The following is a 20,929-nucleotide window of genomic DNA, read 5'->3' on the forward strand; positions in this document are numbered from 1 at the left end:
GTCTCTGTCTTGGTCTCTGACTCTGTCTGTCTGTCTGTCGGTCGGTCTTCGGGGCCGGCGGTCCGCTCAGTCCGGCGGGACGGGCCGCAGGTGGATCCACAGGTCGGGGCCGAGCTGCTGCACGGGCCCGCCGCCGGCGGGGTCGAGCCGCCACCGGGAGGCGTCCGCGAGGGTGCCGATGCCCAGCTCCTCGAAGGCGGGCCGTCCCGCCCCGAGCACGAGGGGCGCCTGGTAGAGGCTGAGCTCGTCGACGAGCCCCGCGCGCAGGAAGCCGGCGGCGACGGTGGCCCCGCCCTCGATCAGCACGTGGCGCACGCCGGCGTCGTAGAGCTCGGCCAGGGCGGAGTGGGGGTCGTGGGTGGCGACGTGCCGGAACCGTCCGTCGGTCCCGCGGATCGCGGCGTCCCGGGGCACGGGGCGCAGGCCCATGGCCACGCGCAGGGGCTGCCGCGGGACCACGCCGCCGTCGCCGGTGCGGGCGGTGAGCCGGGGGTCGTCGGCCAGGACCGTGCCGCTGCCCACGAGGACCGCGTCGGCGCGGGCGCGCAGGTCGTGCCCGTGCTCGCGGGCCGACGACGACGTGATCCACCGGCTGGTCCCGTCCGCGGCGGCGATCCGGGCGTCGAGGCTCTGGGCGACCTTCAGGGTCACGAACGGGCGCTGGGCGCGCACGGTCTCGCCCCAGCGGTCGTTGAGCCGCTCGGCGTCCTCGGCCAGCAGCCCCGAGCGGACCTCGAGGCCCGCGGCGCGCAGGGTGGCGGCTCCGCCGGCGGCGGCGGCGGTGCGGTCGGGGGCGCCGTAGACCACGCGGGGCACACCGGCCTCCACGATCGCCTCGGCGCACGGGCCGGTGCGGCCCCAGTGGTTGCACGGCTCGAGGGTGACGTACATGGTGGTGCCCCGGAGGTCGGTGCCGGCGGACCCGGCGCGCTCCAGGACGTCGACCTCGGCGTGGACGGTGCCCGCCCCGCGGTGGTGGCCGACGTGGAGGATCCGCCCCTCGGCGTCGACGAGGACGGCTCCGACGAGGGGGTTGGCCCCGCGCGGGCCGCGCGCCGCCGCGTGCAGGGCGGTCCGCATGACCGAGCGCTCGGCGTCGTCGCCGGTCCGGTGCTGCGGGTCCATCACGTCGTCCTTTCCCGGGGCGGAACCGGGGCGCAGGACAACGGTGCCGCCGTCGGGACCCACGGGTCCGGACGGCGCCGTGGCGGGTGCCGTCGACGGCACGCCACGAGGGCCGTTGAACGTGTTGCCTTCCATCCAGACTGTGACTGTCGGTACCGGAGTTCCACCGGTTCGGCCGGGCGACCCGTCGGTGCGGGCGCTGGGCGCCCGCAGGGACGTGGTCGTCCGGTTCGCGGACTGTGACCGCCGGTTCGGACTTCCACCGACCCCGGAACACGTTGTTCGTGCCCCGATTATGTCACAGGGCGTGCCCGCGGCGGCCCGCGGCCGGCCGGCTCAGGACTGCGCGGAGCGGGCCGCCCCGCGCAGGGCCGTGATCGCGGCCCCGGGGTCCTCCGCGCCGTAGACGGCGGAGCCCGCCACGAACGTGTCGGCCCCGGCCTCCGCGGCCCGCACGATGGTCTCCTCGGTGATCCCGCCGTCCACCTGCAGCGCCACCCGTCCCCCGCCGGCCCGGATCGCCTCGGCGGCCCGGCGGATCTTCGGCAGCGTGACGTCGAGGAAGGCCTGGCCGCCGAAGCCGGGCTCCACCGTCATGACCAGGAGCATGTCCAGCTCGGGCAGCAGGTCGAGGTACGGCTCCACGGGGGTCGCGGGGCGCAGGGCCATCCCGGCGCGGGCGCCGTGGGCGCGCAGCTCGCGGGCCAGCTTCAGCGGGGCGCGCGCGGCCTCGGCGTGGAAGGTGACCGACTCGCAGCCGAGCTCGGCGTAGCCCGCGGCCCAGCGGTCCGCGTCCTCGATCATCAGGTGCACGTCCAGCGGGAGGGGGCTGACGGCGAGGATCCGTTCCACGAGGGGCATGCCCAGCGTCAGGTTCGGGACGAAGTGGTTGTCCATGACGTCCACGTGCACGGCGTCGGCGGCGGCGATCCGGCCCAGCTCGGTCTCGAGGTTGACGAAGTCGGCGGAGAGGATCGAGGGGTGGATGCAGGTGCGGGGCACGGGGACTCCTGGTGGTCGGGCGGTCGGGGGCTCAGCGCTTGCGCAGCAGGGCCAGGAACATGGCGTCCGTGCCGTGGACGTGCGGCCACAGCTGGACGGTCGCGGGGCCGGCGCCCCCCGCCCACGGGCGGGACGGGTCGCGGTCCCCGTCGAGGCTGCCGGGCAGGGCCGCGGCCCGGACCGGCGCCAGGGCGTCGACCAGCTCGGCGTCCTCGCGGCGGGCCAGCACGTCCTGGACCACGGCGAGGGTCTCGGCCGCGTGCGGGGAGCAGGTCGCGTAGGCGACCAGGCCGCCGGGGCGGGCGACGTCCAGGGCGGCGTGCAGCAGCTCCCGCTGCAGCGGCCCGAGCTCCGCCAGGTCGCGAGGGGTGCGCCGCCAGCGCGACTCCGGGCGGCGGCGCAGCGCCCCGAGGCCGGTGCACGGGGCGTCGACGAGGACCCGGTCGAAGCCGGCCTCCTCGACGGGGCGGCCTCCGAGCAGCTCGTCGGCGGCGCGCCCGTCCCCCGTGTGCACCGTCCAGGCGCGCTCCGGGACCGGCCGCAGGGCCCGGCGCACGAGCTCGGCCCGGTGCGAGGCCACCTCGTTGGCCGTCAGGTGCGCCCCCTGCCGGTCGGCGAGCGCCGCCAGCAGGGCCGCCTTCCCGCCCGGGCCGGCGCACAGGTCCAGCCAGCGCCCGCCCCCGGCGCCGCCGTCGGCGTCCTGGCCGGCGGCGAGCAAGGCGCGGGCGACGAGCTGGGACCCGGCGTCCTGGACGCGGACCCCGCCCTCCCGGACGGAGGCGAGCCGGTGCAGGTCGCCGCCGCTGCTCAGCGCCGAGCCCGGGACGAGCGTCCCCTGCTCCGCGCCGGCGGCGAGGGCCTCGTCGAGGTCGCCGAGACCGGGCAGGGCCACGAGGTTGACCACGGGGGCGGCGTTGTCCGCCTCGAGCAGCGCCTCGAGCTCGGCGGCGTCCCGCCCGTGGGCGGTGAGCGCCTGGCGCAGGGCCCGGACCACCCACGCCGGGTGGGCGTGGGCCAGGCCCAGGCGGGCGGTCTCGTCGACGGCCTCGGCGGTCAGCTCCGCGATCCACGCGGGCAGGTCCCGGGCCGCGACGTTGCGCAGCACCGCGTTGACGAGCCCGCCGGGGCCCGCGCCGATGACGGCCCGGACGAGGCCCACCGTCTGGTCGAGGGCCGCGTGGTCGGGCACCCGCATCGCGAGCAGCTGGTGGGTGCCCAGGCGCAGGGCGTCCAGCACCGCGCCGTCGAGCTCGCCCAGGGGCCGGTCGACGCACCGGGCCAGCACGGCGTCCCAGGTGCCCTGCCAGCGCAGCGCCCCGTAGGCCAGCTCCGTGGCGAAGCCCGCGTCCCGCCGGTCCAGGTGGTGGGCCCGGACCAGCTTGGGGAGCACGAGGTTGCCGTAGGCGCCCTCCTCGGACACCGCGCGCAGGGTCTCGAACGCCGCCAGCCGGGCCGGATCGGCCCGCCGCGTGCGCCCCGCGGGCGCCGACGAGGAGAAGGCGCGGTCGGACTGCGCCCGCCGGTTGCGCTCGTGGCCCCTCGCGCTGCGCCGCGGGCCTCCCGGTCGCCGGTCGCGGTCGCCCCGCCGGTCTCCGCCCTGCCTGTCCTCGTGCCCGCTCACTGGAACACCACTTCCTCTTCCGTGCTGCGGCCCCGCGCCCAGGCGGTGGCCTCCATGGTCTTCTTCCCCGCCGGCTGCACCCGGGTGAGCTGGACGGCGTACGAGCCCGTGCCCACGAGCACGGCGTCCCCGCGCAGGACGCACCGGCCCGGGGCGAGATCCCGGACGTCGGGCCGGGGCAGCACGAGGTCGAGCTTGAGCCGGCGCTCGTCGAGCCGGGTCCACGCCCCGGGCTCGGGGGTCGCCCCGCGCACCCGGTGGGCCACGGCCACGGCGGGGTCCGACCAGCGGACCCGCCCGTCCTCGGCGGTGAGCTTCGGGGCGTGGGTCACGTCGCCCTGCTGCGGGGCCGGGCGCGCGGAGCCGTCGACCACGGCGCGCAGGGAGTCCGCCAGCAGCGGCGCCGCGGTGCGGGACAGGCGCTCCAGGACCGTCCCGGCCGTGTCGTCGGGACGGACCTCGTCGGTCATCGTGCCGAGGACGGGCCCGGTGTCCAGGCCGGCCTCCAGCAGGAAGGTGCTGGCCCCGACCACCGTGTCCCCGGCCATCAGGGCCCGCTGGACGGGGGCGGCGCCGCGCCACTGCGGCAGCAGGGAGAAGTGCAGGTTGATCCAGCCGTGCGGCACGGCGTCCAGGGCCGCCTGCGGGACCAGGGCCCCGTAGGCGACGACGGCGGCGACGTCCGCGCCCAGCCCCCGGATCCGCTCGGTCAGCTCGGCGTCCACCCGGTTGGCCTTGAGCACGGGCAGGCCCCGCCGCCCGGCCTCCTCGGCCACGGGCGAGGGGGTCAGCACCTTCTTGCGCCCCACGGGGGCGTCGGTGCGGGTGAGGACAGCCACGATCTCGACGTCGGGCCGCTCGGCCAGGTGGACCAGGGGCGGCACGGCGACGGACGGCGTGCCGGCGTAGAGGATCTTCACGGCTCTCCTGACGGGTGGGGACGGGGGGCGGGAATCAGGCCGGGCCGGCGCCGAAGGAGCCGGCCCCGAAGGAGGTTCCAACGTGCGCGGCGCGCTGCCCGGCCACGCCGCGCACCACGCCGTCGTAGCCGGCGGCGCGGATGGCCCGCATCGCGTCCCGCTTCTCGGCGCCGGTCAGCCGGTCGACGTAGAGCCGCCCGTCCAGGTGGTCGGTCTCGTGCTGCAGGCAGCGCGCCAGCAGGCCCGTGCCCTCGACGGTCACGGGGGCGCCGTGCTGGTCGAGGCCGGTGACCCGGGCCCAGTTCCGGCGCGGGGTGTCGTAGGCCAGGCCCGGGACGGAGAGGCAGCCCTCGCCGCCCTCCTGGGGCTCCTCGCCCACCTCCAGGACCGGGTTGACCACGTGCCCCGCGCTGCCCTCGACCGCCCAGGTGAACAGCCGCACGCTGACGCCCACCTGGGGCGCGGCGAGGCCGACGCCGCCGACGTCCAGCATCGTCTCGTGCATGTCGGCGACGAGCCGGCGCAGGGCGTCGTCGAAGGCCGTGACCTCCTCCGCGCGGGTGCGCAGGACGGGATCACCGATGGTGCGGATGGGCAGGACGGACATGGCGGGACCTCGCTCTCGACCCGGCAAGTCTACGGGCCGCCCGTCCCCCCGCGGGCACGCGGGGCGCTCCCGGCCTACGCCTGCTCGCGCAGCGGCGGGGGCGGCACGGGGCGCAGGGCGGGGCCGGCCGCGGCGAGGGCCGTCTCCTGGGTCCACAGCCGGTGCAGGGCGCAGAACTTGTACCAGTGCTGCTCGAGCACCGCCGGGACGGCCTGCACGGGCACGACCTCCGTCTCGCCGACCGCCACGCCCAGCAGCAGGTCCGCGCCGCCGTACGCCCACGGCTCCCAGGTGCCGGCGTCCGCGTCCACGAGGGACTCCTCCGCCTTGAGCCCGGCCACGAGCTGGGTCACGACCTTGGGGTCCAGGGACTTCACGCGCCCGTCCCGGTCCGTGCCCTTCGTCTTGTAGTCGATCAGGCACACCTTGCCCGCGATCCGGGCCACGAGGTCGAGGGTCCCCGCGTAGCCCACGGTGGAGTTCCACACCGTGACCTCCACGGCCAGCGGCTCGGGGGCGTAGAGGTCCCACCACTCGTCGAAGCGCGAGGCGAAGCGCTCCTCGCCGTGCTCGGCCAGCGCGGCCCGCGCCTCCGCGGCCCGGTGGGGCCGGCCGAGGGCCCGCAGGGCGATCTGCTCGGCGTAGGTGTGCACGCGGTCCCCGCGCGCCGCGGCCTCGTCGCGGTGCCGCTCGGCGGCCTTGGCCGCGTCGCGCACCACGGCGCGCAGCTGTGCCGGCGAGCCCAGGGCCGCGCGCAGCCGGTCGTCCCGCACGGCGGCCTGCGCGGCGGAGTAGCCGTACCACCCGTCCAGGTCCGTGGCGGCCCGGGAGAGGACCGTGGTGATGGAGGGGACGGTCGCCTGGTCCGCCACGGACCTCGCGTACATCCGCCCGTACTCGGTCTGTTCCGCCAGCCTGGGCTGTGTCACGCTGCTCGTCGCCTCTCCCTCGCCTCGCCCCGGGGCCCGGGGCGGTCCCGGTGCTCCGGGTCCTGCCCCGCAGGCTACCGACCGCCTCGGACACGGCGCCCGCCGGGCGGTGCCGTGTCCGGGCACGACGAAGGCCCCGGCTCGTGGAGCCGGGGCCTTCCAGGTGGTGCGCGATACTGGGATCGAACCAGTGACCTCTTCCGTGTCAGGGAAGCGCGCTACCGCTGCGCCAATCGCGCTCGACCGGCGGTTCCCGAGGGAGACCGTCAAGCGTGGTGGGTGTGCACCGAGGTGGAGACGGGATTCGAACCCGCGTAGACGGCTTTGCAGGCCGCTGCCTAACCACTCGGCCACCCCACCGGGACCTGGTCCTTGCGGACAGGGCCGTCGGTCACGACATCGTTCATGCCGATCACTGCGAGCGGACGACGGGAGTCGAACCCGCGACATCCACCATGGCAAGGTGGTGCTCTACCAGCTGAGCTACGTCCGCATGTCTTGCTTCGGTCGATCTCTCGATCTTCCGATCAGGAACTCTAGCACAACCGTTCCGGCGGTGTTCGCGCCGGTCCGAGGCGTGCAGGCGTCGACGGGATCGGTGTCCTGGGCGGCCTCGTAGCCGCTCCGCTCGCCGGAACCCGTCGGTGTTCCTGACAGGTGGAGACTTTACGGGACCCTTTTCCGAAACGCCAAATCCCCCGGGGAGCCGCGGCGCGGTGGGTGCCGGCGGACCGTGCCCGCCCCCGAATTGGCCCGCGGCCGGGATGTGGGTTATGGTTTTCGAGCAGTGAGCGCGATTGGCGCAGTGGTAGCGCGCTTCGTTCACACCGAAGAGGTCACTGGTTCGAACCCAGTATCGCGCACGAGCAGTGCACAGAGGGCCCCGGCTGGAATTCCAGCCGGGGCCCTCTGTCGTCGTCGGTGCGCCCTGACGACGCGCGGGCCCGTCCCTCCGGGCGCCGCGGCGCCCGGAGGGGGTGCGGGCGCTCAGACCGCGGAGACGTCCCCGAGGATGCCCTCGCGGGCCAGCGCCGTGAGGCGGGAGACGGCGCGGAAGTACTTCTTCTGGTAGCCGCCGGCCATCATCTCGGCCGTGAAGACCTCGTCGAAGGGCCGGCCGGAGGCGATGATCGGCAGGTTCTTGTCGTAGAGCCGGTCCGCCAGCACCACGAAGCGCAGGGCGACGGCCTGCTGCTCGATGGTGTGCACGTCGCGCCAGACCACGGCGTCGATCCCCTCGAGGAGCTTGCGGTACCGGGAGGGGTGCACGCTCGCGAGGTGCTCCACGAGGTCGGCGAACCGGTCGGCGGCCACGACGCGGCCCGGGAAGTGCTCCTCCACGGCCCGGTCGAGCTCGCCGTCGGACAGCGGCGCCGGGGCCTGCGGCAGGCCCCGGTGGCGGAAGTCCTCGCCGTCGATGCGCAGCACCTCGAACTGGTCGGCCAGCACCTGGATCTCCCGCTGGAAGTCCTGCGCGGCGAAGCGGCCCTCGCCGAGCGATCCGGGCAGGGTGTTGGACGTCGCCGCGATCCGCACGCCGGAGTCGGCGAGCTCGCGCATCAGCCGGGACATGAGGACCGTGTCCCCGGGGTCGTCGAGCTCGAACTCGTCGATGCACACGAGGCTGTAGGCGCTCAGGGCGTCGACGGCCTTGCGGAAGGTCAGGGCCCCCACGAGGTTGGTGTACTCCACGAAGGTGCCGAACGCCTTGGGACCGGGGACCGCGTGCCACAGGGACGCGAGCAGGTGGGTCTTGCCCACCCCGAAGCCGCCGTCGAGGTAGATCCCCGTCCGGACCTCGTCCTTGCGGGGGCCTCCGCCGAAGAGCTTCGTGAAGAACCCGCCGCCGGAGCCGGTCGAGCGGTTGACGGACTCCGCGAACTTCCGCAGTTCCCGCACCGCCTCCGCTTGGGACGGCTGCTGCGGGTCGGGGCGGTAGGTGTCGAACGAGACCTCCCCGAAGCGCTCCGAGGGCCGGAACGCCGACAGCAGTTCGTCGGCCGACACCTGGGGGCGCCGCTCGGTGAGGTGTTCGATCTGGATGCTCACTTGGGAGACCTCTCTGTCCGCCGCGCCCGGCGGTTCGCTGGTTCGGCGCGCCGAGCGGCGCACGCGCGTGCTCCGGCGATTTTACCGGCTCCCCGTCGCCCGGGACGCGCCCGCCGCGTCATCAGGGCGGCGGCACCGCCGCGACGGGGTCGCGGCAGGGCCGGGCCGGGGCCCCGGCGGCTCCCCGGCGGGGGCGGTCCGCCGCCGGGACCACTACCCTGGAGGGGAAGCCGGTCCGCGAGGACCCGTTCCCCTGATCCCCACCCCGGAAGGAGTCCCCATGGGCGTTGCCGTGGAGAACAACGAAGAATTCGCGCAGTACGCGCACCCCGAACGACTCGTGTCCACCCAGTGGGTCGCCGAGCACCGGGACGACCCCGGGGTCGTCGTGGTCGAGTCGGACGAGGACGTCCTGCTCTACGAGACCGGCCACGTGCCCGGCGCCGTGAAGATCGACTGGCACACCGACCTGAACCGTCCCGACACCCGGGACTACGTCGACGCCGCGGAGTTCGCCGAGCTCATGGCGCGCAAGGGCATCTCCCGCGACACCACGATCGTGGTCTACGGGGACAAGTCCAACTGGTGGGCCGCCTACGCGCTGTGGGTGTTCGAGCTGTTCGGCCACCCGGACGTGCGGCTCATGAACGGCGGGCGGGACAAGTGGGTCGCCGAGGGCCGTGAGCTGTCCACGGAGAAGGTCGTGCCCGAGCGCGCCGACTACCCCGTGGTCGAGCGCGACGACGCCCCGATCCGCGCCTTCCAGGAGGACGTGCTGGCCCACCTGGGCGAGCAGCCGCTGATCGACGTCCGGTCCCTGCCGGAGTACACGGGCGAGCGCACGCACATGCCCGAGTACCCCCAGGAGGGCACGCTGCGCGGCGGGCACATCCCGACCGCGGCGTCCGTGCCGTGGGCGCGGGCCGCCGCCGAGGACGCCACGTTCCGCTCGCGCGAGGAGCTCGAGGCGATCTACCGCGACGAGGTCGGGCTCTCCCCCGACGACGACATCATCGCGTACTGCCGCATCGGCGAGCGCTCCAGCCACACGTGGTTCGTGCTCAAGCACCTGCTGGGCTACGACAGGGTCCGCAACTACGACGGCTCCTGGACCGAGTGGGGCAACTCCGTGCGCGTGCCGATCGTCCGCGGCGAGGAGCCCGGCGAGGTCCCGGGGTCGGCCCGATGAGCGGGGCCCTGCCCGCCCAGCTCGAGGAGCTCGTCGCGGACTTCACGGCCGTGCCGCAGGAGGACAAGCTCGAGCTGCTGCTCGACTTCTCCCGCTCCCTGCCGGCGCTGCCGGACCGCCTGGGCGAGCACCCGGAGGAGCTCGAGCAGGTGGTCGAGTGTCAGTCGCCGCTGTTCCTGACCGTCGAGTGGGAGGAGGGCGCCGTCCCCGGCCCCGGCGCCCCGGTGCGGCTGTTCTTCTCCGCCCCGGCGGAGGCCCCGACCACCCGCGGCTTCGCCTCGATCCTGCACGAGGGCCTCGACGGGCTCCCGGCCCAGCAGGTCCTGGACGTCCCCGACGACCTGCCGGAGCGCTTCGGGCTCACCCAGCTGGTCTCGCCCCTGCGGATGCGCGGGATGTCCGCGATGCTGGCCCGGATCAAGCGGCGCGTCCGCGAGCTCCAGGACGCCTGAGGCCCCGGGGCACCGGCATGGCGAAGGCGTCCCGCGGTGCGGGCCCCACCGCAGCCGTCGCGCTCCTGGCGCGGGAGCGCGTGGCCTTCACCGTGCACGAGTACGCCCACGACCCTGCGGCCGCGTCCTACGGGCTGGAGGCCGCCGCCGCGCTGGGGCGCGACCCGGGCCAGGTGTTCAAGACGCTGCTGGTCGTGCACGAGCGGGACTGGGCGGTCGCGGTGCTGCCCGTCTCCGCGCGGCTGTCCCTGCGCGCGGCCGCGGCCGCCCTGGGCTGGAAGCGGGCCGCCCTGGCCGAGCCCCGGCTCGCGGAGCGGCGCACCGGCTACGTGGTGGGCGGGATCTCGCCCCTCGGGCAGAAGACACCCTCCCCCACCCTGCTCGACGACTCCGCGGAGACATGGCCCACGGTCCTCGTCTCCGGCGGGCGGCGCGGGCTCGACGTCGAGCTGCCCCCGGCCGAGCTGCTGCGGCTCACGGGCGGGCGCACCGCCGCGCTGCGCTCCTGACCCGCGCCGCGGTCCGGACCGGACCTCAGCTCCGCTGCGCGCGCACGGGCCCGAGGGTCCTGGCGTCCTGGGCCAGCCGGGCGGGCAGCCAGCGCCGCACGGCGTCCTCCCAGCGCTGCGGGTCCACGTTCCACTCCTTGGTGTGCCGGGCGCGGGCGAAGGGCACGAACTCCACGAGCCGGTTGAGCTCCGCGAGCCGGCGGGAGCTGGCGGCCGGGACGAACTCGTCGTCCACGGAGTGCAGCACCAGGGTGGGCGTGCGCAGGTGCTCGGACCGGGAGAGCCAGTCGAGGGCCTGGAGGTCCACCGGAGCGGCGAGACCGGTCAGCATCCGCCCCGCCGGGTGGGAGATCAGGTTCGTGGCCAGCCGGCCGATCCCCGAGGGGATCCGGCGGGAGCGGGAGTGGTGGGCGATCAGCTCGAACCAGTCGACCACCGGGCCGGTGAGCACGAGGGCCGCGATGTCGTCCCGGTAGAAGGACAGGTCGGCCGTCTGCAGCGAGATCGCCCCGCCCATGGACCAGCCGAAGAGCACGATCTGGGTGGCGCCGCGGGATTTCGCGTAGCTGATCGCCGTCTGCACGTCCTTCCACTCCGTGAAGCCCAGCCCGTACCGGAAGTCGTGCGTGGGCGGCGCCTCCCGGTCGTTGCGGTAGGAGATCAGCAGGGAGGTCAGCCCGAGCTCCCGCGCCACCGGCACGGCACGGACCGTCTCCATCCGGTTGGCGCCGCGCCCGTGCACCATGATCGCCCACGGACCCGGGAGCACCCGGGGCCGCTCGCCCTCCGGGGTCGGCCCGCCCTCCGCGGGGACCACCCAGCAGGGCGCCGGCCCGACCTCGATCGGGATCTCCACCTCCTCGAACGGCAGGCCCGCCGCCCCGGGGTCCGGGTAGACCGTCCCGGACCAGAAGCCGCGGGTCGCCCGGGAGAGGTCCCCCGAGTAGACCTCCTCGACCACCCGGGTCACGGTGCCCTCCCGGGGGGAGTAGGAGCGGATGGCGCCGATCCGGGCGTGACCGCGGCCCGCGTCGAAGCGCAGGCTGTAGGTCCCCGCCACGGTGGTGTCCACCGTGGCGGGGAGCCGCACGAGCGTCGTCGCGGACGGGTCGCCGTCCTCGCCGGTGCGGGTGACGCCGAGGATGTGCAGGTCCTCGGAGCGGTACTTCGGCGGGACCACCACCTGCCGCGCGAAGTAGGCGGCCGCCGCGCTCGAGAGCCCGAAGGACAGGGACGCCGCCCCCACCGTGACGGCCGCGCCCACCACGGCGCCGCGCGCCCACTGCGTCGCGGACTGGGGCTCGGGGGCGGCGGGGACCGGCAGGGGGCGACGGGGCATGCCCCCCAGTCTTCCACGCAGCCCGGGCATAACCGGGAGGGACGCGTCGTTGTGCTGGCCGGGCGGTCCGCGCCCCGCAGGCCCCGCGCCGCCCCGTGCGGACCGCCGGGCGGGCCCCGTGCGGGGACCGCCGCCCGGAGCACCGACCACATCCCGGAGGATCACACCATGAGCGAGACCACCAGGCACGGCGACCGCCCCGACGCCACCGGACGGACCGAGGAGGACTGGCGCTCCATCCTGTCCCCGGAGGAGTACCACGTGCTGCGCGAGGCGGGCACGGAGCGGCCCTTCACCGGCGAGTACTGGGAGACGAAGGCCGAGGGCGTCTACGAGTGCCGCGCGTGCGGGGCGGAGCTCTTCCGCTCCGACACCAAGTTCGACGCGCATTGCGGCTGGCCCTCCTTCTACGCGCCGCTGGCCGAGGACCGGGTCCGCTACATCAAGGACACCGCCCTGGGCATGGAGCGGGTGGAGGTCCGGTGCGCCGCCTGCGACTCGCACATGGGCCACGTCTTCGGCGGCGAGGGCTTCCCGACCCCCACGGATCTCCGGTACTGCATCAACTCCGTCTCCGTCCGCCTCGTGCCCGCCGGCTCCTGAGCGGTCCCGCCCGGACGGGACCGGGGTGACCGGGACCACGCCGATCGCGCGCTCGCGGCGTGGCACGAGGGGCCGGGACGCCCCGACGGCCTACCCTTCCAGTGTGAGCGCGGTGAACGGCCTGACCGAGGTGTACCAGGACTTCCAGGACGCCCTCGAGCAGCTGCGCCGCACCGGCCACCGGGAGGGCGTCGAGCTCACGGCGATCCCGGCCCCGACGCACCTCGCGCCGTTCGCGGCCGCGGTGCGCGCCGAGGTGCGGCGACCGCCCGCACCGTCCCGCGCCCCGGCCCTCACGGCCGGTCCGGCAGCGGCGCAGGACGCCGGCGCGGCCGCCGTCCCGGGCCGGGCGCCCGGCGCCCCGGAGGACGAGCTCGCCACGGGACGCTTCGTGCTCCTGCACGACCCGTCCGAGCCGACGGCGTGGGGCGGACCGTTCCGCATCGTCACCTGGGCCCGCGCGGCCGCGAGCCGCGAGATCGGCTGCGACGACACGGCGGGCGCGAACGCGTGGACCTGGCTCCTCGAGGCCCTGGAACGCCACCGGGCCGGATATTCTCGGGAGGGCGGCACCGCGTCCCGGGTCCTCGCCGAGGGCTTCGGTCTGCTCGGCGACCAGGAGGAGGGGGCCGACGTCGAGCTGCGGGCCTCCTGGACGCCCGACGGCTCCGACGTGGCACCGCACCTGGCGGCCTGGGCCGACACGGTCTGCACCTTCGCGGGCCTGCCGCCGTACCCCCGGGGCGTGACCGTGCTGCACCCGCGCCGCTGACCACCGAACCGACCGCGCCCCGCCGGGGCCGACACAGAATCGAAGACGCTCCTTGACCAGCCCAGCCGACCGCCGATCCGCGCCCGACGAGCCCTCGACCCCCGTGGTCGCCGGCTTCGAGGACTTCGAGATCCCCGACAGCGTCCACCTCGCGGCGCCGTTCGACGGGATCCCTCCCGTCATCGACACCGTGGCAGGACTGGAGCGGGCCGCCGCCGCCGTCGCCGCGGGCTCCGGCCCGGCGGCGATCGACACCGAGCGGGCGTCGGGCTTCCGCTACGGGCAGCGCGCCTTCCTCGTGCAGCTGCGGCGCGAGGGCGTGGGCACCGTGCTGATCGACCCGGAGGCCACCGGTTCGCTGGCCGTGCTGGGCGAGGCGCTCTCCGGCGTCGAGTGGGTGCTGCACGCCGCCACCCAGGACCTGCCCTCCCTGCGCGCCCTCGGCATGGAGCCGGACCGGCTCTTCGACACCGAGCTGGGCGGGCGCATCGCCGGGCTCCGGCGCGTGGGCCTGGCCGCGGAGACGGAGGAGCTGCTGGGCTACACGCTGGCCAAGGAGCACTCCGCCGTGGACTGGTCGAAGCGGCCCCTGCCGAGGGACTGGCTGAACTACGCCGCGCTCGACGTGGAGATGCTCATCCAGCTGCGCTGGGCCATGGAGGAGCTGCTGCGGGAGAAGGGCAAGCTGGACTGGGCGCTCCAGGAGTTCGAGGCCGTGCGCACCGCCGAGCCCGCTCCCCCGCGCCAGGACCCGTGGCGCCGGACGTCGGGGATCAACAAGGTGAAGGGCCGGCGCCAGCTCACCGCGCTGCGCGGGCTGTGGGAGGAGCGGGAGCGGCTCGCCCAGCACAAGGACGTCGCCCCCGGCCGGCTGCTGCCCGACGCCGCCCTGGTCGCCGCCGCGGCCGCCATGCCGCGCACCGTGCCGCAGCTCCTCGACACCCCCGGCTTCCACGGCCGGCTCGCGGCGCGGGAGGCGCCCCGGTGGCTGCGGGCGATCGCCGAGGCCCGCACGGCCACGGAGCTCGTCCCCTTCACCGTGAAGTCCGACGCCCTGCCGCCCGTGAAGGCGTGGGAGGTCAAGCGCCCCGAGGCCGCAGCACGGCTGCGGGTCCTGAAGCCGCTCGTGGCCGAGCTCGCCGAGGCGCACGAGCTGCCCACCGAGAACCTGCTCACCCCCGAGCACCTGCGGCGCTTCTGCTGGCAGCCGCCGAAGAGCACCACCGACCAGGCGGTGGCGGACCGCCTGCGGGACCTCGGGGCGCGCCGGTGGCAGGTCGAGCTGACGGCCCCGGTCCTCGGCCCGGCCTGGCGGGAGCTGCGGGCCCGCAAGCGCGCGGCGCGCCAGGTGGAGCGCGACCAGCCGCCGGCCGGGGACGAGGACGAGCCCGCAGCGTGAGCCGCTCCCCCGGGGACGGAGGAAGGGCCCCGGCCGACGGCCGGGGCCCTTCCTCCTGTGCGGGCCGGGCTCCGCTCGCCCCGCGGCCCGCGTCCTGCGTCAACGGTGCTGCGGCCGCGGTGCTGCGGGCGGGCGCCGGCGGGTCAGTGCTGCGTGTCGCCGGGGGCCGGGTGCGGCTCGGCCGGGTCCAGGGGGCTCTCCGGGGTCACCGGCTTCGCGTCCTGCAGATCGGCGTAACCAGTGGTCGAGGTCCCGGCGGTCGAAGCCCCGGTGGCGGCGGCACCGCTGGAGGATTCCGTGCCGGCCGAGGACCCGGAGACCTTCTCCTTGACGGACGAGGAGGCGTCGGCGGCCTTGGTGCCCACCGTGTCGGCGGCCTTCTTGGCGCTGTCGGCCAGCTTCCCGCCGACCACGGGCACCTCGGACTTCACCCAGTCGGTGCCCTCGGAGACCTTCTCCTGGACCTTGGGGTCGTGCCACGTCTTCACGGCGTTCTGCTTGAGGGCCTCGTAGCTCTTGCGGCCCGAGGCCGAGCCGACCACGAAGCCGACCCCGAATCCGGTGACGAAGATGAGTCGCTTGATCATGGTGCTGTCCTTCCGTCCGTCCCGGCGCGGCGGCCGGGCCCGAGGACGAGCCGGTCGTGCACGGCCCGTCCCGCTGACTGATGTCTTCATCATCCTACTGATGAACCGGCGCGGCGGACACCGGCCCCGTGCGGCTCCGCTCACAGCGATCACCGCACGGGGCGCCCTCGGGCAGGCAGCACCCGGGGGTGGGGCCCGGCGCCTAGACTGACGGCGGACCCGCACCCCGCCGTCGAGAGGACCCCGATGCCCGAGCGCCCGACCACCCCGTCCGCCCCGTCCCGGCGCACGGTCCTCGGCCTGGCCGGGGCCGGCTCGACCGCGGCGCTCACCGCGTGCGCCGCCGACGCCCCGCCGTCGACGGGCGGCGGCCCCGCCCCCGCAGCGTCCGGCCCCGTGGACGCGGGCGCCCTCGAGGACCTGCCGGTGGGCTCAGCGGTGAAGTTCGACCGGGACGGCGTGCAGGCCGTCGTGAGCCGCCCGGACCCGGACACGGTCGTCGCGTTCTCCCCCGTGTGCCCGCACCAGGGGTGCATGGTGGCCCCGCAGGAGGAGCTCTACGTCTGCCCGTGCCACTCCTCGCAGTTCGACCTGACGACCGGCGAGGTCCTGGCCGGACCCGCCGAGTCCGGGCTGGAGCCGTACCCCGCGAGCGTGGCGGACGGGCGGATCCTGCTCGGCTGAGCGGGGCTCAGCCCCGGTGCGACCGCGGCAGCGACGCCCCGCGGGCGTCCTCGGCCGTGTCGGGCACGGCACCCTGGCCGGCGGCCGCGCCCTGCACCGGGCGCGCGTAGGGCACCCGGGTGCCGAGCACGGAGGCCAGCGTGTCCTGGGCGACGCGCTGGGCGGTCAGGCCGACCCGCGCGAGGACCTGGGAGCGGGAGCCGTGCAGGAGGAACTCCGTGGGCAGCCCCACCTCGTTGAGGGCGGTGTCGACGCCCGCCGCCCGCATCTCCTGGCGGATCCGGGAGCCGATCCCGCCGGCGCGCACGCCGTCCTCGACGACCACCACGATCCGGTGCTGGGCGGCGAGCTCGATGACCGAGGCCGGCACGGGCAGCACCCAGCGGGGGTCGACCACGGTGGAGGTGACGCCGTGGGCCTCGAGCCGGTCGGCCACGTCCAGCGCCAGAGCGCTCATGGCGCCGACGGACACGAGCAGGACGTCCCGGCGGGCGCCCTCGGTCCCGCTCTCGCCGCCGCGGCGCGCGAGCACGTCCACCCCGTCCGCCAGCCGCTCGACGGCCGGGACGGGGGCGCCCACGGCGCCCTTGGGGTACCGGATGACGGTGGGGGCGTCGTCGACGGCCACCGCCTCGCGCAGCTCCTCGGTCAGGGTGGGCTCGTCGCGCGGTGCGGCCAGGTGGAGCCCGGGCACGATCTGGAGCAGCGCGAGGTCCCACATGCCGTGGTGGCTGGGGCCGTCCGGGCCGGTGACCCCGGCCCGGTCGAGGACGACCGTGACGCCGGCCCGGTGCAGCGCCACGTCCATGAGGAGCTGGTCGAAGCCGCGGTTGAGGAACGTCGCGTAGAGGGCCACCACGGGGTGGAGGCCGCCGTAGGCCATGCCGGCGGCCATGGCGATGGCGTGCTGCTCGGCGATGCCCACGTCCACGACCCGGTCGGGGTGGGCGGCCTGCATCTTCTGCAGCCCCACGGGGATGAGCATGGCGCCGGTGATGCCGACGACGTCCTCGCGCTCGTCGGCGATCCGGGCGATCTCGTCGCGGAACACGGCCGTCCAGCTGCGCTCGGAGCTCGTGGCCGTGGAGCGGCCGGTGACGGGGTCGATGACGCCCACGGCGTGGAACTGGTCGTCCACGTTCGCGGTGGCGGGCCCGTAGCCGTGGCCCTTCTCGGTGATCGCGTGCACGATGACCGGCCCGCCGTAGTTCTTGGCGTTGCCCAGGGCCTGCTCGACGGCCTCGAGGTCGTGCCCGTCGACGGGGCCGACGTACTTCATGCCGAGGTCCTCGAAGATGCCCTGGGGCACCACGACGTCCTTGATGCCCTGCTTCATCCCGTGCAGACCGCGGTAGAACATCTCCCCGACGGGGCCGGAGTGCTTCAGCAGGTCCTTCACGGTCTCGAGGGTCTGCTCGTAGCGGCGGTCGGTGCGCACGGCGTCCACGCCCTGCTGCACGCTGGCCTGGAGCTCCGCGAGGTGGTTGGCGAACCCGCCGACGGTCGGGGCGTAGGAGCGGCCGTTGTCGTTGACCACGATGACGACCTTGCGGTCGCGGTCGGAGGCGATGTTGTTGACGGCCTCCCAGGCCATCCCGCCGGTGAGCGCCCCGTCCCCCACCAGCACCACCGTGTGCCGGTCGTGCTGACCGGTCATCGCGTAGCCGCGCGAGATGCCGTCGGCCCAGGACAGGGAGGAGGACGCGTGGGAGGACTCGACGATGTCGTGCTCCGACTCGCGCCGGTCCGGGTAGCCGGCGAGACCGCCCTCCTGGCGCAGGGTCTCGAAGTTCTTGCGGCCGGTGAGCAGCTTGTGCACGTAGGACTGGTGCCCGGTGTCGAAGACGACGGAGTCCTTGGGCGAGTCGAAGACCCGGTGCACCGCGAGGGTCAGCTCGACGACGCCCAGGTTGGGTCCCAGGTGGCCGCCCGTCGCGGAGACGTGGGTGACGAGGAACTCGCGGATCTCCTCGGCCAGCCGGCCCAGCTCCGCGCGGCTCAGTCCCGCGAGGTCCTCGGGCCCGGACACCCGCTCCAGCACGCTCATGGTTTCTCCCGCAGTCCTCGGCGTCGTGGTCGCTCGCGCCGTCGGTCCCGGGGGGCCGGGGCGGCGCGCTCCCCCGATCCTACTCGTTCGCCCCGACAGGGCCGACGACGCGCAGGGGCCCGGTCCGTTCCCGGACCGGGCCCCTGCGTGCTGCGAACGCCCTGGGATCAGGACTTCGCGATGTTCCTGAGCACGTACTGCAGGATGCCGCCGTTGCGGTAGTAGTCCGCCTCGCCCGGCGTGTCGATGCGCAGGACCGCGTCGAACTCGACGGTGGAGCCGTCCTCCTTCGTGGCGGTGACCTTGAGCGTCTTCGGGGTGGTGCCCTCGTTGAGCCCGGTCACGCCCTGGATGTCGAAGGTCTCCGTGCCCTCCAGGCCGAGGGAGTCCGCGGACTCCCCGGCCGGGTACTGCAGCGGGAGCACGCCCATGCCGATGAGGTTCGAGCGGTGGATGCGCTCGTAGCTCTCGGCGATGACGGCCTTGACGCCCAGCAGGGAGGTGCCCTTCGCGGCCCAGTCGCGGGAGGACCCGGAGCCGTACTCCTTGCCGCCCAGCACGACCAGCGGGACGCCGGCCTCCTGGTAGTTGATCGAGGCGTCGTAGACGGCGGCCTGCGGGCCGCCCTCCTGCGTGAAGTCCCGGGTGAAGCCGCCCTCCACGCCGTCCAGGAGCTGGTTCTTGATCCGGATGTTGGCGAAGGTGCCGCGGATCATGACCTCGTGGTTGCCGCGGCGGGAGCCGTACGAGTTGAAGTCCTTGCGCTGGACCCCGTTCTCGATGAGGTACTTGCCGGCCGGGGTGTCGGACTTGAACGAGCCCGCCGGGGAGATGTGGTCGGTCGTGACCGAGTCGCCCAGCTTCAGCAGCACGCGGGCGCCCGTGATGTCCTCGACCGGGGTCGTCTCCATCGTCATGCCCTCGAAGTACGGGGGCTTGCGGACGTAGGTGGACTCGGGGTTCCACTCGAACGTCTTTCCGGTGGGGGTGTCCAGGTTCTGCCAGCGCTCGTCGCCGTCGAAGATGGTGCCGTACTCGCGGGTGAACATCTCCGTGTCGATGGACGCGTCGATGATCTTCTGCACCTCGGCCGGGTCCGGCCAGATGTCCTTGAGGTAGACCTCGTTGCCGTCGGCGTCCTGGCCCAGGGACTCGCTCTCGAAGTCGAAGTCCATGTTGCCGGCCAGGGCGTAGGCGATGACCAGCGGCGGGGACGCCAGGTAGTTCATCTTCACGTCCGGGTTGATGCGGCCCTCGAAGTTGCGGTTGCCGGAGAGCACCGAGGTCACGGCCAGGTCGTTGTCCTGGATGGCCTGGGAGATCTCGTCCTCGAGGGGACCGGAGTTGCCGATGCAGGTGGTGCAGCCGTAGCCCACGATGAAGAAGCCGAGCTCCTCGAGCGCCGGCACCAGACCGGACTTCTCGTAGTAGTCGGTGACGACCTTCGAGCCCGGGGCGATCGAGGTCTTGACCCAGGGCTTGGCCTTGAGCCCCTTCTCGACGGCGTTGCGCGCCAGCACCGCCGCGGCCATCATGACCGACGGGTTCGAGGTGTTGGTGCACGAGGTGATCGACGCGATGGACACCGCGCCGTGGTCGAGCTCGAACTCGCGGCCGTCGGGCATGGTCACGGGGACCTGCTTGCTCGGGCGGCCGTCCTCGGCGTAGGCGTGGTGCTCGCGCGGGCGGTCCGCCTCCGACTGGTGGTCGTCCGCGGTGTAGCCGGGGGCGTCCGAGGCCGGGAAGGACTGCGCCGCGACGTCGTCCACGGTGTCGCCGGAGGCGTTGTCGTCGACGTGCGTGGCGTAGTTCTTGATGTCCTCGTGGAACTGCGCCTTCGCGTCGGTGAGCGAGATGCGGTCCTGCGGCCGCTTCGGCCCGGAGATCGAGGGGACCACGGTGGAGAGGTCCAGCTCGAGGTACTCCGAGAAGGTGATCTCCTCGGACGGGTCGTGCCACATGCCCTGTTCCTTGACGTACGCCTCGACGAGGTCGATCTGCTCGTCGGAGCGGCCGGTCAGGCGCAGGTACTCGAGGGTGACGTCGTCGATCGGGAAGATCGCGGCGGTGGAGCCGAACTCGGGGCTCATGTTGCCGATGGTGGCGCGGTTGGCCAGGGGCACGGCGCCGACGCCCTCGCCGTAGAACTCGACGAACTTGCCGACCACGCCGTGCTCGCGGAGCATCTCGGTGATGGTCAGCACCACGTCGGTGGCGGTGGCCCCGGACGGGATCTGGCCCGTCAGCTTGAAGCCGACCACGCGCGGGATGAGCATGGAGATGGGCTGGCCGAGCATCGCGGCCTCGGCCTCGATGCCGCCCACGCCCCAGCCGAGCACGCCGAGCCCGTTCTCCATGGTGGTGTGCGAGTCGGTGCCCACGCAGGTGTCCGGGTAGGCGCGCAGCACGCCGTCGACCTCGCGGGTCATCACGACGCGCGCCAGGTTCTCGATGTTCACCTGGTGGACGATGCCCATGCCCGGGGGGACGACCTTGAAGTCGTCGAACGCCGTCTGGCCCCAGCGCAGGAACTGGTAGCGCTCCCCGTTGCGCTGGTACTCGATGTCCATGTTGATCCCGATCGAGTCCGAGGTCCCGAAGGAGTCGATCTGCACGGAGTGGTCGATCACGAGCTCGGCCGGGGCGAGCGGGTTCACGCGGGCGGGGTCGCCGCCGAGGTCCGCGATGGCCTCGCGCATCGTCGCGAGGTCCACGATGCAGGGCACGCCCGTGAAGTCCTGCATGATCACGCGACCCGGGGTGAACTGGATCTCGATGCTGGGCTCGGCCGTGGGGTCCCAGTTGGCCAGGGCCTCGATGTGCTCGGAGGTGATGTTGGCGCCGTCCTCGGTGCGCAACAGGTTCTCGAGCAGAACCTTCAGGCTGTACGGGAGCTTCTGCGCACCCTCCAGCGTGTTCAGTCGGAAAATCTCGTATTCGGTGCCTTTGACGTCGAGTACGCCCTTGGCCCCGAAGCTGTCCACTGTGCTCATATGCGTGGAACTCCTCTCGCCACCGTCTTGGAAACGCCCGCGGGAGGACACCGGCGAAGGGCCGGAGGTTCTCCCGTGAACAGTCATCCGCCAGTGTAGCCC

At 74.3% G+C, this 20,929-nt stretch carries 18 protein-coding genes, 4 tRNA genes and 1 riboswitch; of the genes, 8 read left to right on the forward strand and 14 right to left on the reverse strand.

What is annotated here, in order from left to right; genetic code table 11:
• Nucleotides 1-66: 66 nt before the first annotated feature.
• The 9 genes from ribD to RF640_RS11810 form a co-directional block, all read right to left on the reverse strand.
• Nucleotides 67-1,125 carry a bifunctional diaminohydroxyphosphoribosylaminopyrimidine deaminase/5-amino-6-(5-phosphoribosylamino)uracil reductase RibD gene (ribD, locus tag RF640_RS11770; protein ID WP_035924014.1) on the reverse strand — a complete coding sequence of 353 codons (1,059 nt, stop codon included), beginning with the start codon at nucleotides 1,123-1,125 and terminating at the stop codon, nucleotides 67-69.
• A gap of 117 nt (nucleotides 1,126-1,242) precedes the next feature.
• Nucleotides 1,243-1,406, reverse strand: a riboswitch (FMN riboswitch).
• Nucleotides 1,407-1,461: 55 nt separating this feature from the next.
• A complete protein-coding gene (gene rpe, locus RF640_RS11775) occupies nucleotides 1,462-2,127 on the reverse strand; it encodes a ribulose-phosphate 3-epimerase (RefSeq protein WP_017833942.1) in 666 nt (221 codons plus the stop codon).
• 31 nt (nucleotides 2,128-2,158) lie between these two features.
• Complete coding sequence (locus tag RF640_RS11780; protein WP_368827927.1) at nucleotides 2,159-3,748, reverse strand: RsmB/NOP family class I SAM-dependent RNA methyltransferase; 1,590 nt, start codon at nucleotides 3,746-3,748, stop codon at nucleotides 2,159-2,161.
• The gene (gene fmt, locus RF640_RS11785; protein WP_017833940.1) at nucleotides 3,745-4,668 is read right to left on the reverse strand and encodes a methionyl-tRNA formyltransferase; all 924 of its coding nucleotides are present in this window, start codon (nucleotides 4,666-4,668) and stop codon (nucleotides 3,745-3,747) included. Before fmt ends, RF640_RS11780 begins: the two co-directional genes overlap by 4 nt.
• Before the next feature lie 34 nt (nucleotides 4,669-4,702).
• A complete protein-coding gene (gene def, locus RF640_RS11790) occupies nucleotides 4,703-5,275 on the reverse strand; it encodes a peptide deformylase (RefSeq protein WP_017833939.1) in 573 nt (190 codons plus the stop codon).
• Nucleotides 5,276-5,349: 74 nt separating this feature from the next.
• A complete protein-coding gene (locus tag RF640_RS11795) occupies nucleotides 5,350-6,204 on the reverse strand; it encodes a hypothetical protein (RefSeq protein ID WP_035924018.1) in 855 nt (284 codons plus the stop codon).
• Between the two features lie 164 nt (nucleotides 6,205-6,368).
• A tRNA-Val gene (locus RF640_RS11800) sits at nucleotides 6,369-6,443 on the reverse strand.
• Between the two features lie 50 nt (nucleotides 6,444-6,493).
• A tRNA-Cys gene (locus tag RF640_RS11805) sits at nucleotides 6,494-6,564 on the reverse strand.
• A 60-nt stretch (nucleotides 6,565-6,624) separates the two neighbouring features.
• Nucleotides 6,625-6,697: transfer RNA gene (locus tag RF640_RS11810), tRNA-Gly, on the reverse strand.
• A 298-nt stretch (nucleotides 6,698-6,995) separates the two neighbouring features.
• Between RF640_RS11810 and RF640_RS11815 the strand changes: the two genes are divergently transcribed.
• Nucleotides 6,996-7,067: transfer RNA gene (locus RF640_RS11815), tRNA-Val, on the forward strand.
• A 124-nt stretch (nucleotides 7,068-7,191) separates the two neighbouring features.
• Here RF640_RS11815 and zapE read toward each other — a convergent pair.
• Nucleotides 7,192-8,253, reverse strand: coding sequence for a cell division protein ZapE (zapE, locus tag RF640_RS11820; RefSeq protein WP_017834193.1), 1,062 nt, complete (start codon nucleotides 8,251-8,253; stop codon nucleotides 7,192-7,194).
• Nucleotides 8,254-8,533: 280 nt separating this feature from the next.
• Here zapE and RF640_RS11825 point away from each other — a divergent pair, with 280 nt between their 5' ends.
• Genes RF640_RS11825 through ybaK form a run of 3 tightly spaced genes read left to right on the forward strand, consistent with a single transcriptional unit; the run spans nucleotide 8,534 to nucleotide 10,403 of the window.
• Entirely contained in the window at nucleotides 8,534-9,442 is a 909-nt protein-coding gene (locus RF640_RS11825; protein ID WP_017834192.1) for a sulfurtransferase, read from the forward strand.
• Nucleotides 9,439-9,894: a SufE family protein gene (locus tag RF640_RS11830; RefSeq protein WP_035924019.1), complete on the forward strand. Its 456-nt coding sequence runs from the start codon at nucleotides 9,439-9,441 to the stop codon at nucleotides 9,892-9,894. Before RF640_RS11825 ends, RF640_RS11830 begins: the two co-directional genes overlap by 4 nt.
• A gap of 17 nt (nucleotides 9,895-9,911) precedes the next feature.
• On the forward strand, nucleotides 9,912-10,403 hold the full coding sequence (ybaK, locus tag RF640_RS11835; RefSeq protein WP_368827930.1) for a Cys-tRNA(Pro) deacylase: 492 nt from the start codon (nucleotides 9,912-9,914) through the stop codon (nucleotides 10,401-10,403).
• 25 nt (nucleotides 10,404-10,428) lie between these two features.
• On the opposite strand, the gene RF640_RS11840 is transcribed toward ybaK, so the two are convergent.
• Nucleotides 10,429-11,742: an alpha/beta hydrolase family protein gene (locus RF640_RS11840; protein WP_368827932.1), complete on the reverse strand. Its 1,314-nt coding sequence runs from the start codon at nucleotides 11,740-11,742 to the stop codon at nucleotides 10,429-10,431.
• A gap of 168 nt (nucleotides 11,743-11,910) precedes the next feature.
• Between RF640_RS11840 and msrB the strand changes: the two genes are divergently transcribed.
• The 3 genes from msrB to RF640_RS11855 all read left to right on the forward strand — a co-directional run bounded on the left by msrB (nucleotide 11,911) and on the right by RF640_RS11855 (nucleotide 14,516).
• Complete coding sequence (msrB, locus tag RF640_RS11845) at nucleotides 11,911-12,345, forward strand: peptide-methionine (R)-S-oxide reductase MsrB (RefSeq protein WP_017834188.1); 435 nt, start codon at nucleotides 11,911-11,913, stop codon at nucleotides 12,343-12,345.
• A gap of 103 nt (nucleotides 12,346-12,448) precedes the next feature.
• The gene (locus RF640_RS11850) at nucleotides 12,449-13,117 is read left to right on the forward strand and encodes a DUF3000 family protein (RefSeq protein WP_109222597.1); all 669 of its coding nucleotides are present in this window, start codon (nucleotides 12,449-12,451) and stop codon (nucleotides 13,115-13,117) included.
• Nucleotides 13,118-13,220: 103 nt separating this feature from the next.
• Entirely contained in the window at nucleotides 13,221-14,516 is a 1,296-nt protein-coding gene (locus tag RF640_RS11855; RefSeq protein WP_109222596.1) for an HRDC domain-containing protein, read from the forward strand.
• A gap of 143 nt (nucleotides 14,517-14,659) precedes the next feature.
• On the opposite strand, the gene RF640_RS11860 is transcribed toward RF640_RS11855, so the two are convergent.
• The gene (locus RF640_RS11860) at nucleotides 14,660-15,103 is read right to left on the reverse strand and encodes a hypothetical protein (protein WP_109222595.1); all 444 of its coding nucleotides are present in this window, start codon (nucleotides 15,101-15,103) and stop codon (nucleotides 14,660-14,662) included.
• Nucleotides 15,104-15,349: 246 nt separating this feature from the next.
• Between RF640_RS11860 and RF640_RS11865 the strand changes: the two genes are divergently transcribed.
• On the forward strand, nucleotides 15,350-15,787 hold the full coding sequence (locus RF640_RS11865; RefSeq protein WP_095651020.1) for a Rieske (2Fe-2S) protein: 438 nt from the start codon (nucleotides 15,350-15,352) through the stop codon (nucleotides 15,785-15,787).
• A 7-nt stretch (nucleotides 15,788-15,794) separates the two neighbouring features.
• Here the strand turns inward: RF640_RS11865 and dxs are convergent, their stop codons facing one another.
• Both dxs and RF640_RS11875 read right to left on the reverse strand, forming a co-directional pair.
• Entirely contained in the window at nucleotides 15,795-17,834 is a 2,040-nt protein-coding gene (gene dxs / locus RF640_RS11870) for a 1-deoxy-D-xylulose-5-phosphate synthase (RefSeq protein ID WP_017834183.1), read from the reverse strand.
• Nucleotides 17,835-18,001: 167 nt separating this feature from the next.
• The gene (locus RF640_RS11875) at nucleotides 18,002-20,827 is read right to left on the reverse strand and encodes an aconitate hydratase (RefSeq protein ID WP_109222593.1); all 2,826 of its coding nucleotides are present in this window, start codon (nucleotides 20,825-20,827) and stop codon (nucleotides 18,002-18,004) included.
• Nucleotides 20,828-20,929: the final 102 nt, after the last annotated feature.

The sequence above is a fragment of the Kocuria sp. CPCC 205231 genome (assembly GCF_040980965.1).
GTDB classification, from domain to species: Bacteria; Actinomycetota; Actinomycetes; order Actinomycetales; family Micrococcaceae; genus Kocuria; species Kocuria rosea.

Excerpts from the sequence above, each read along its gene's own strand:
- def (WP_017833939.1), bottom strand. The coding sequence starts at position 5,275 with ATGTCCGTCCTGCCCATCCGCACCATCGGTGATCCCGTCCTGCGCACC.
- RF640_RS11840 (WP_368827932.1), bottom strand. The coding sequence starts at position 11,742 with ATGCCCCGTCGCCCCCTGCCGGTCCCCGCCGCCCCCGAGCCCCAGTCC.
- dxs (WP_017834183.1), bottom strand. The coding sequence starts at position 17,834 with ATGAGCGTGCTGGAGCGGGTGTCCGGGCCCGAGGACCTCGCGGGACTG.
- RF640_RS11865 (WP_095651020.1), top strand. The coding sequence starts at position 15,350 with ATGCCCGAGCGCCCGACCACCCCGTCCGCCCCGTCCCGGCGCACGGTC.
- RF640_RS11875 (WP_109222593.1), bottom strand. The coding sequence starts at position 20,827 with ATGAGCACAGTGGACAGCTTCGGGGCCAAGGGCGTACTCGACGTCAAA.
- ribD (WP_035924014.1), bottom strand. The coding sequence starts at position 1,125 with ATGGACCCGCAGCACCGGACCGGCGACGACGCCGAGCGCTCGGTCATG.
- ybaK (WP_368827930.1), top strand. The coding sequence starts at position 9,912 with ATGGCGAAGGCGTCCCGCGGTGCGGGCCCCACCGCAGCCGTCGCGCTC.
- RF640_RS11825 (WP_017834192.1), top strand. The coding sequence starts at position 8,534 with ATGGGCGTTGCCGTGGAGAACAACGAAGAATTCGCGCAGTACGCGCAC.
- msrB (WP_017834188.1), top strand. The coding sequence starts at position 11,911 with ATGAGCGAGACCACCAGGCACGGCGACCGCCCCGACGCCACCGGACGG.
- RF640_RS11860 (WP_109222595.1), bottom strand. The coding sequence starts at position 15,103 with ATGATCAAGCGACTCATCTTCGTCACCGGATTCGGGGTCGGCTTCGTG.
- RF640_RS11830 (WP_035924019.1), top strand. The coding sequence starts at position 9,439 with ATGAGCGGGGCCCTGCCCGCCCAGCTCGAGGAGCTCGTCGCGGACTTC.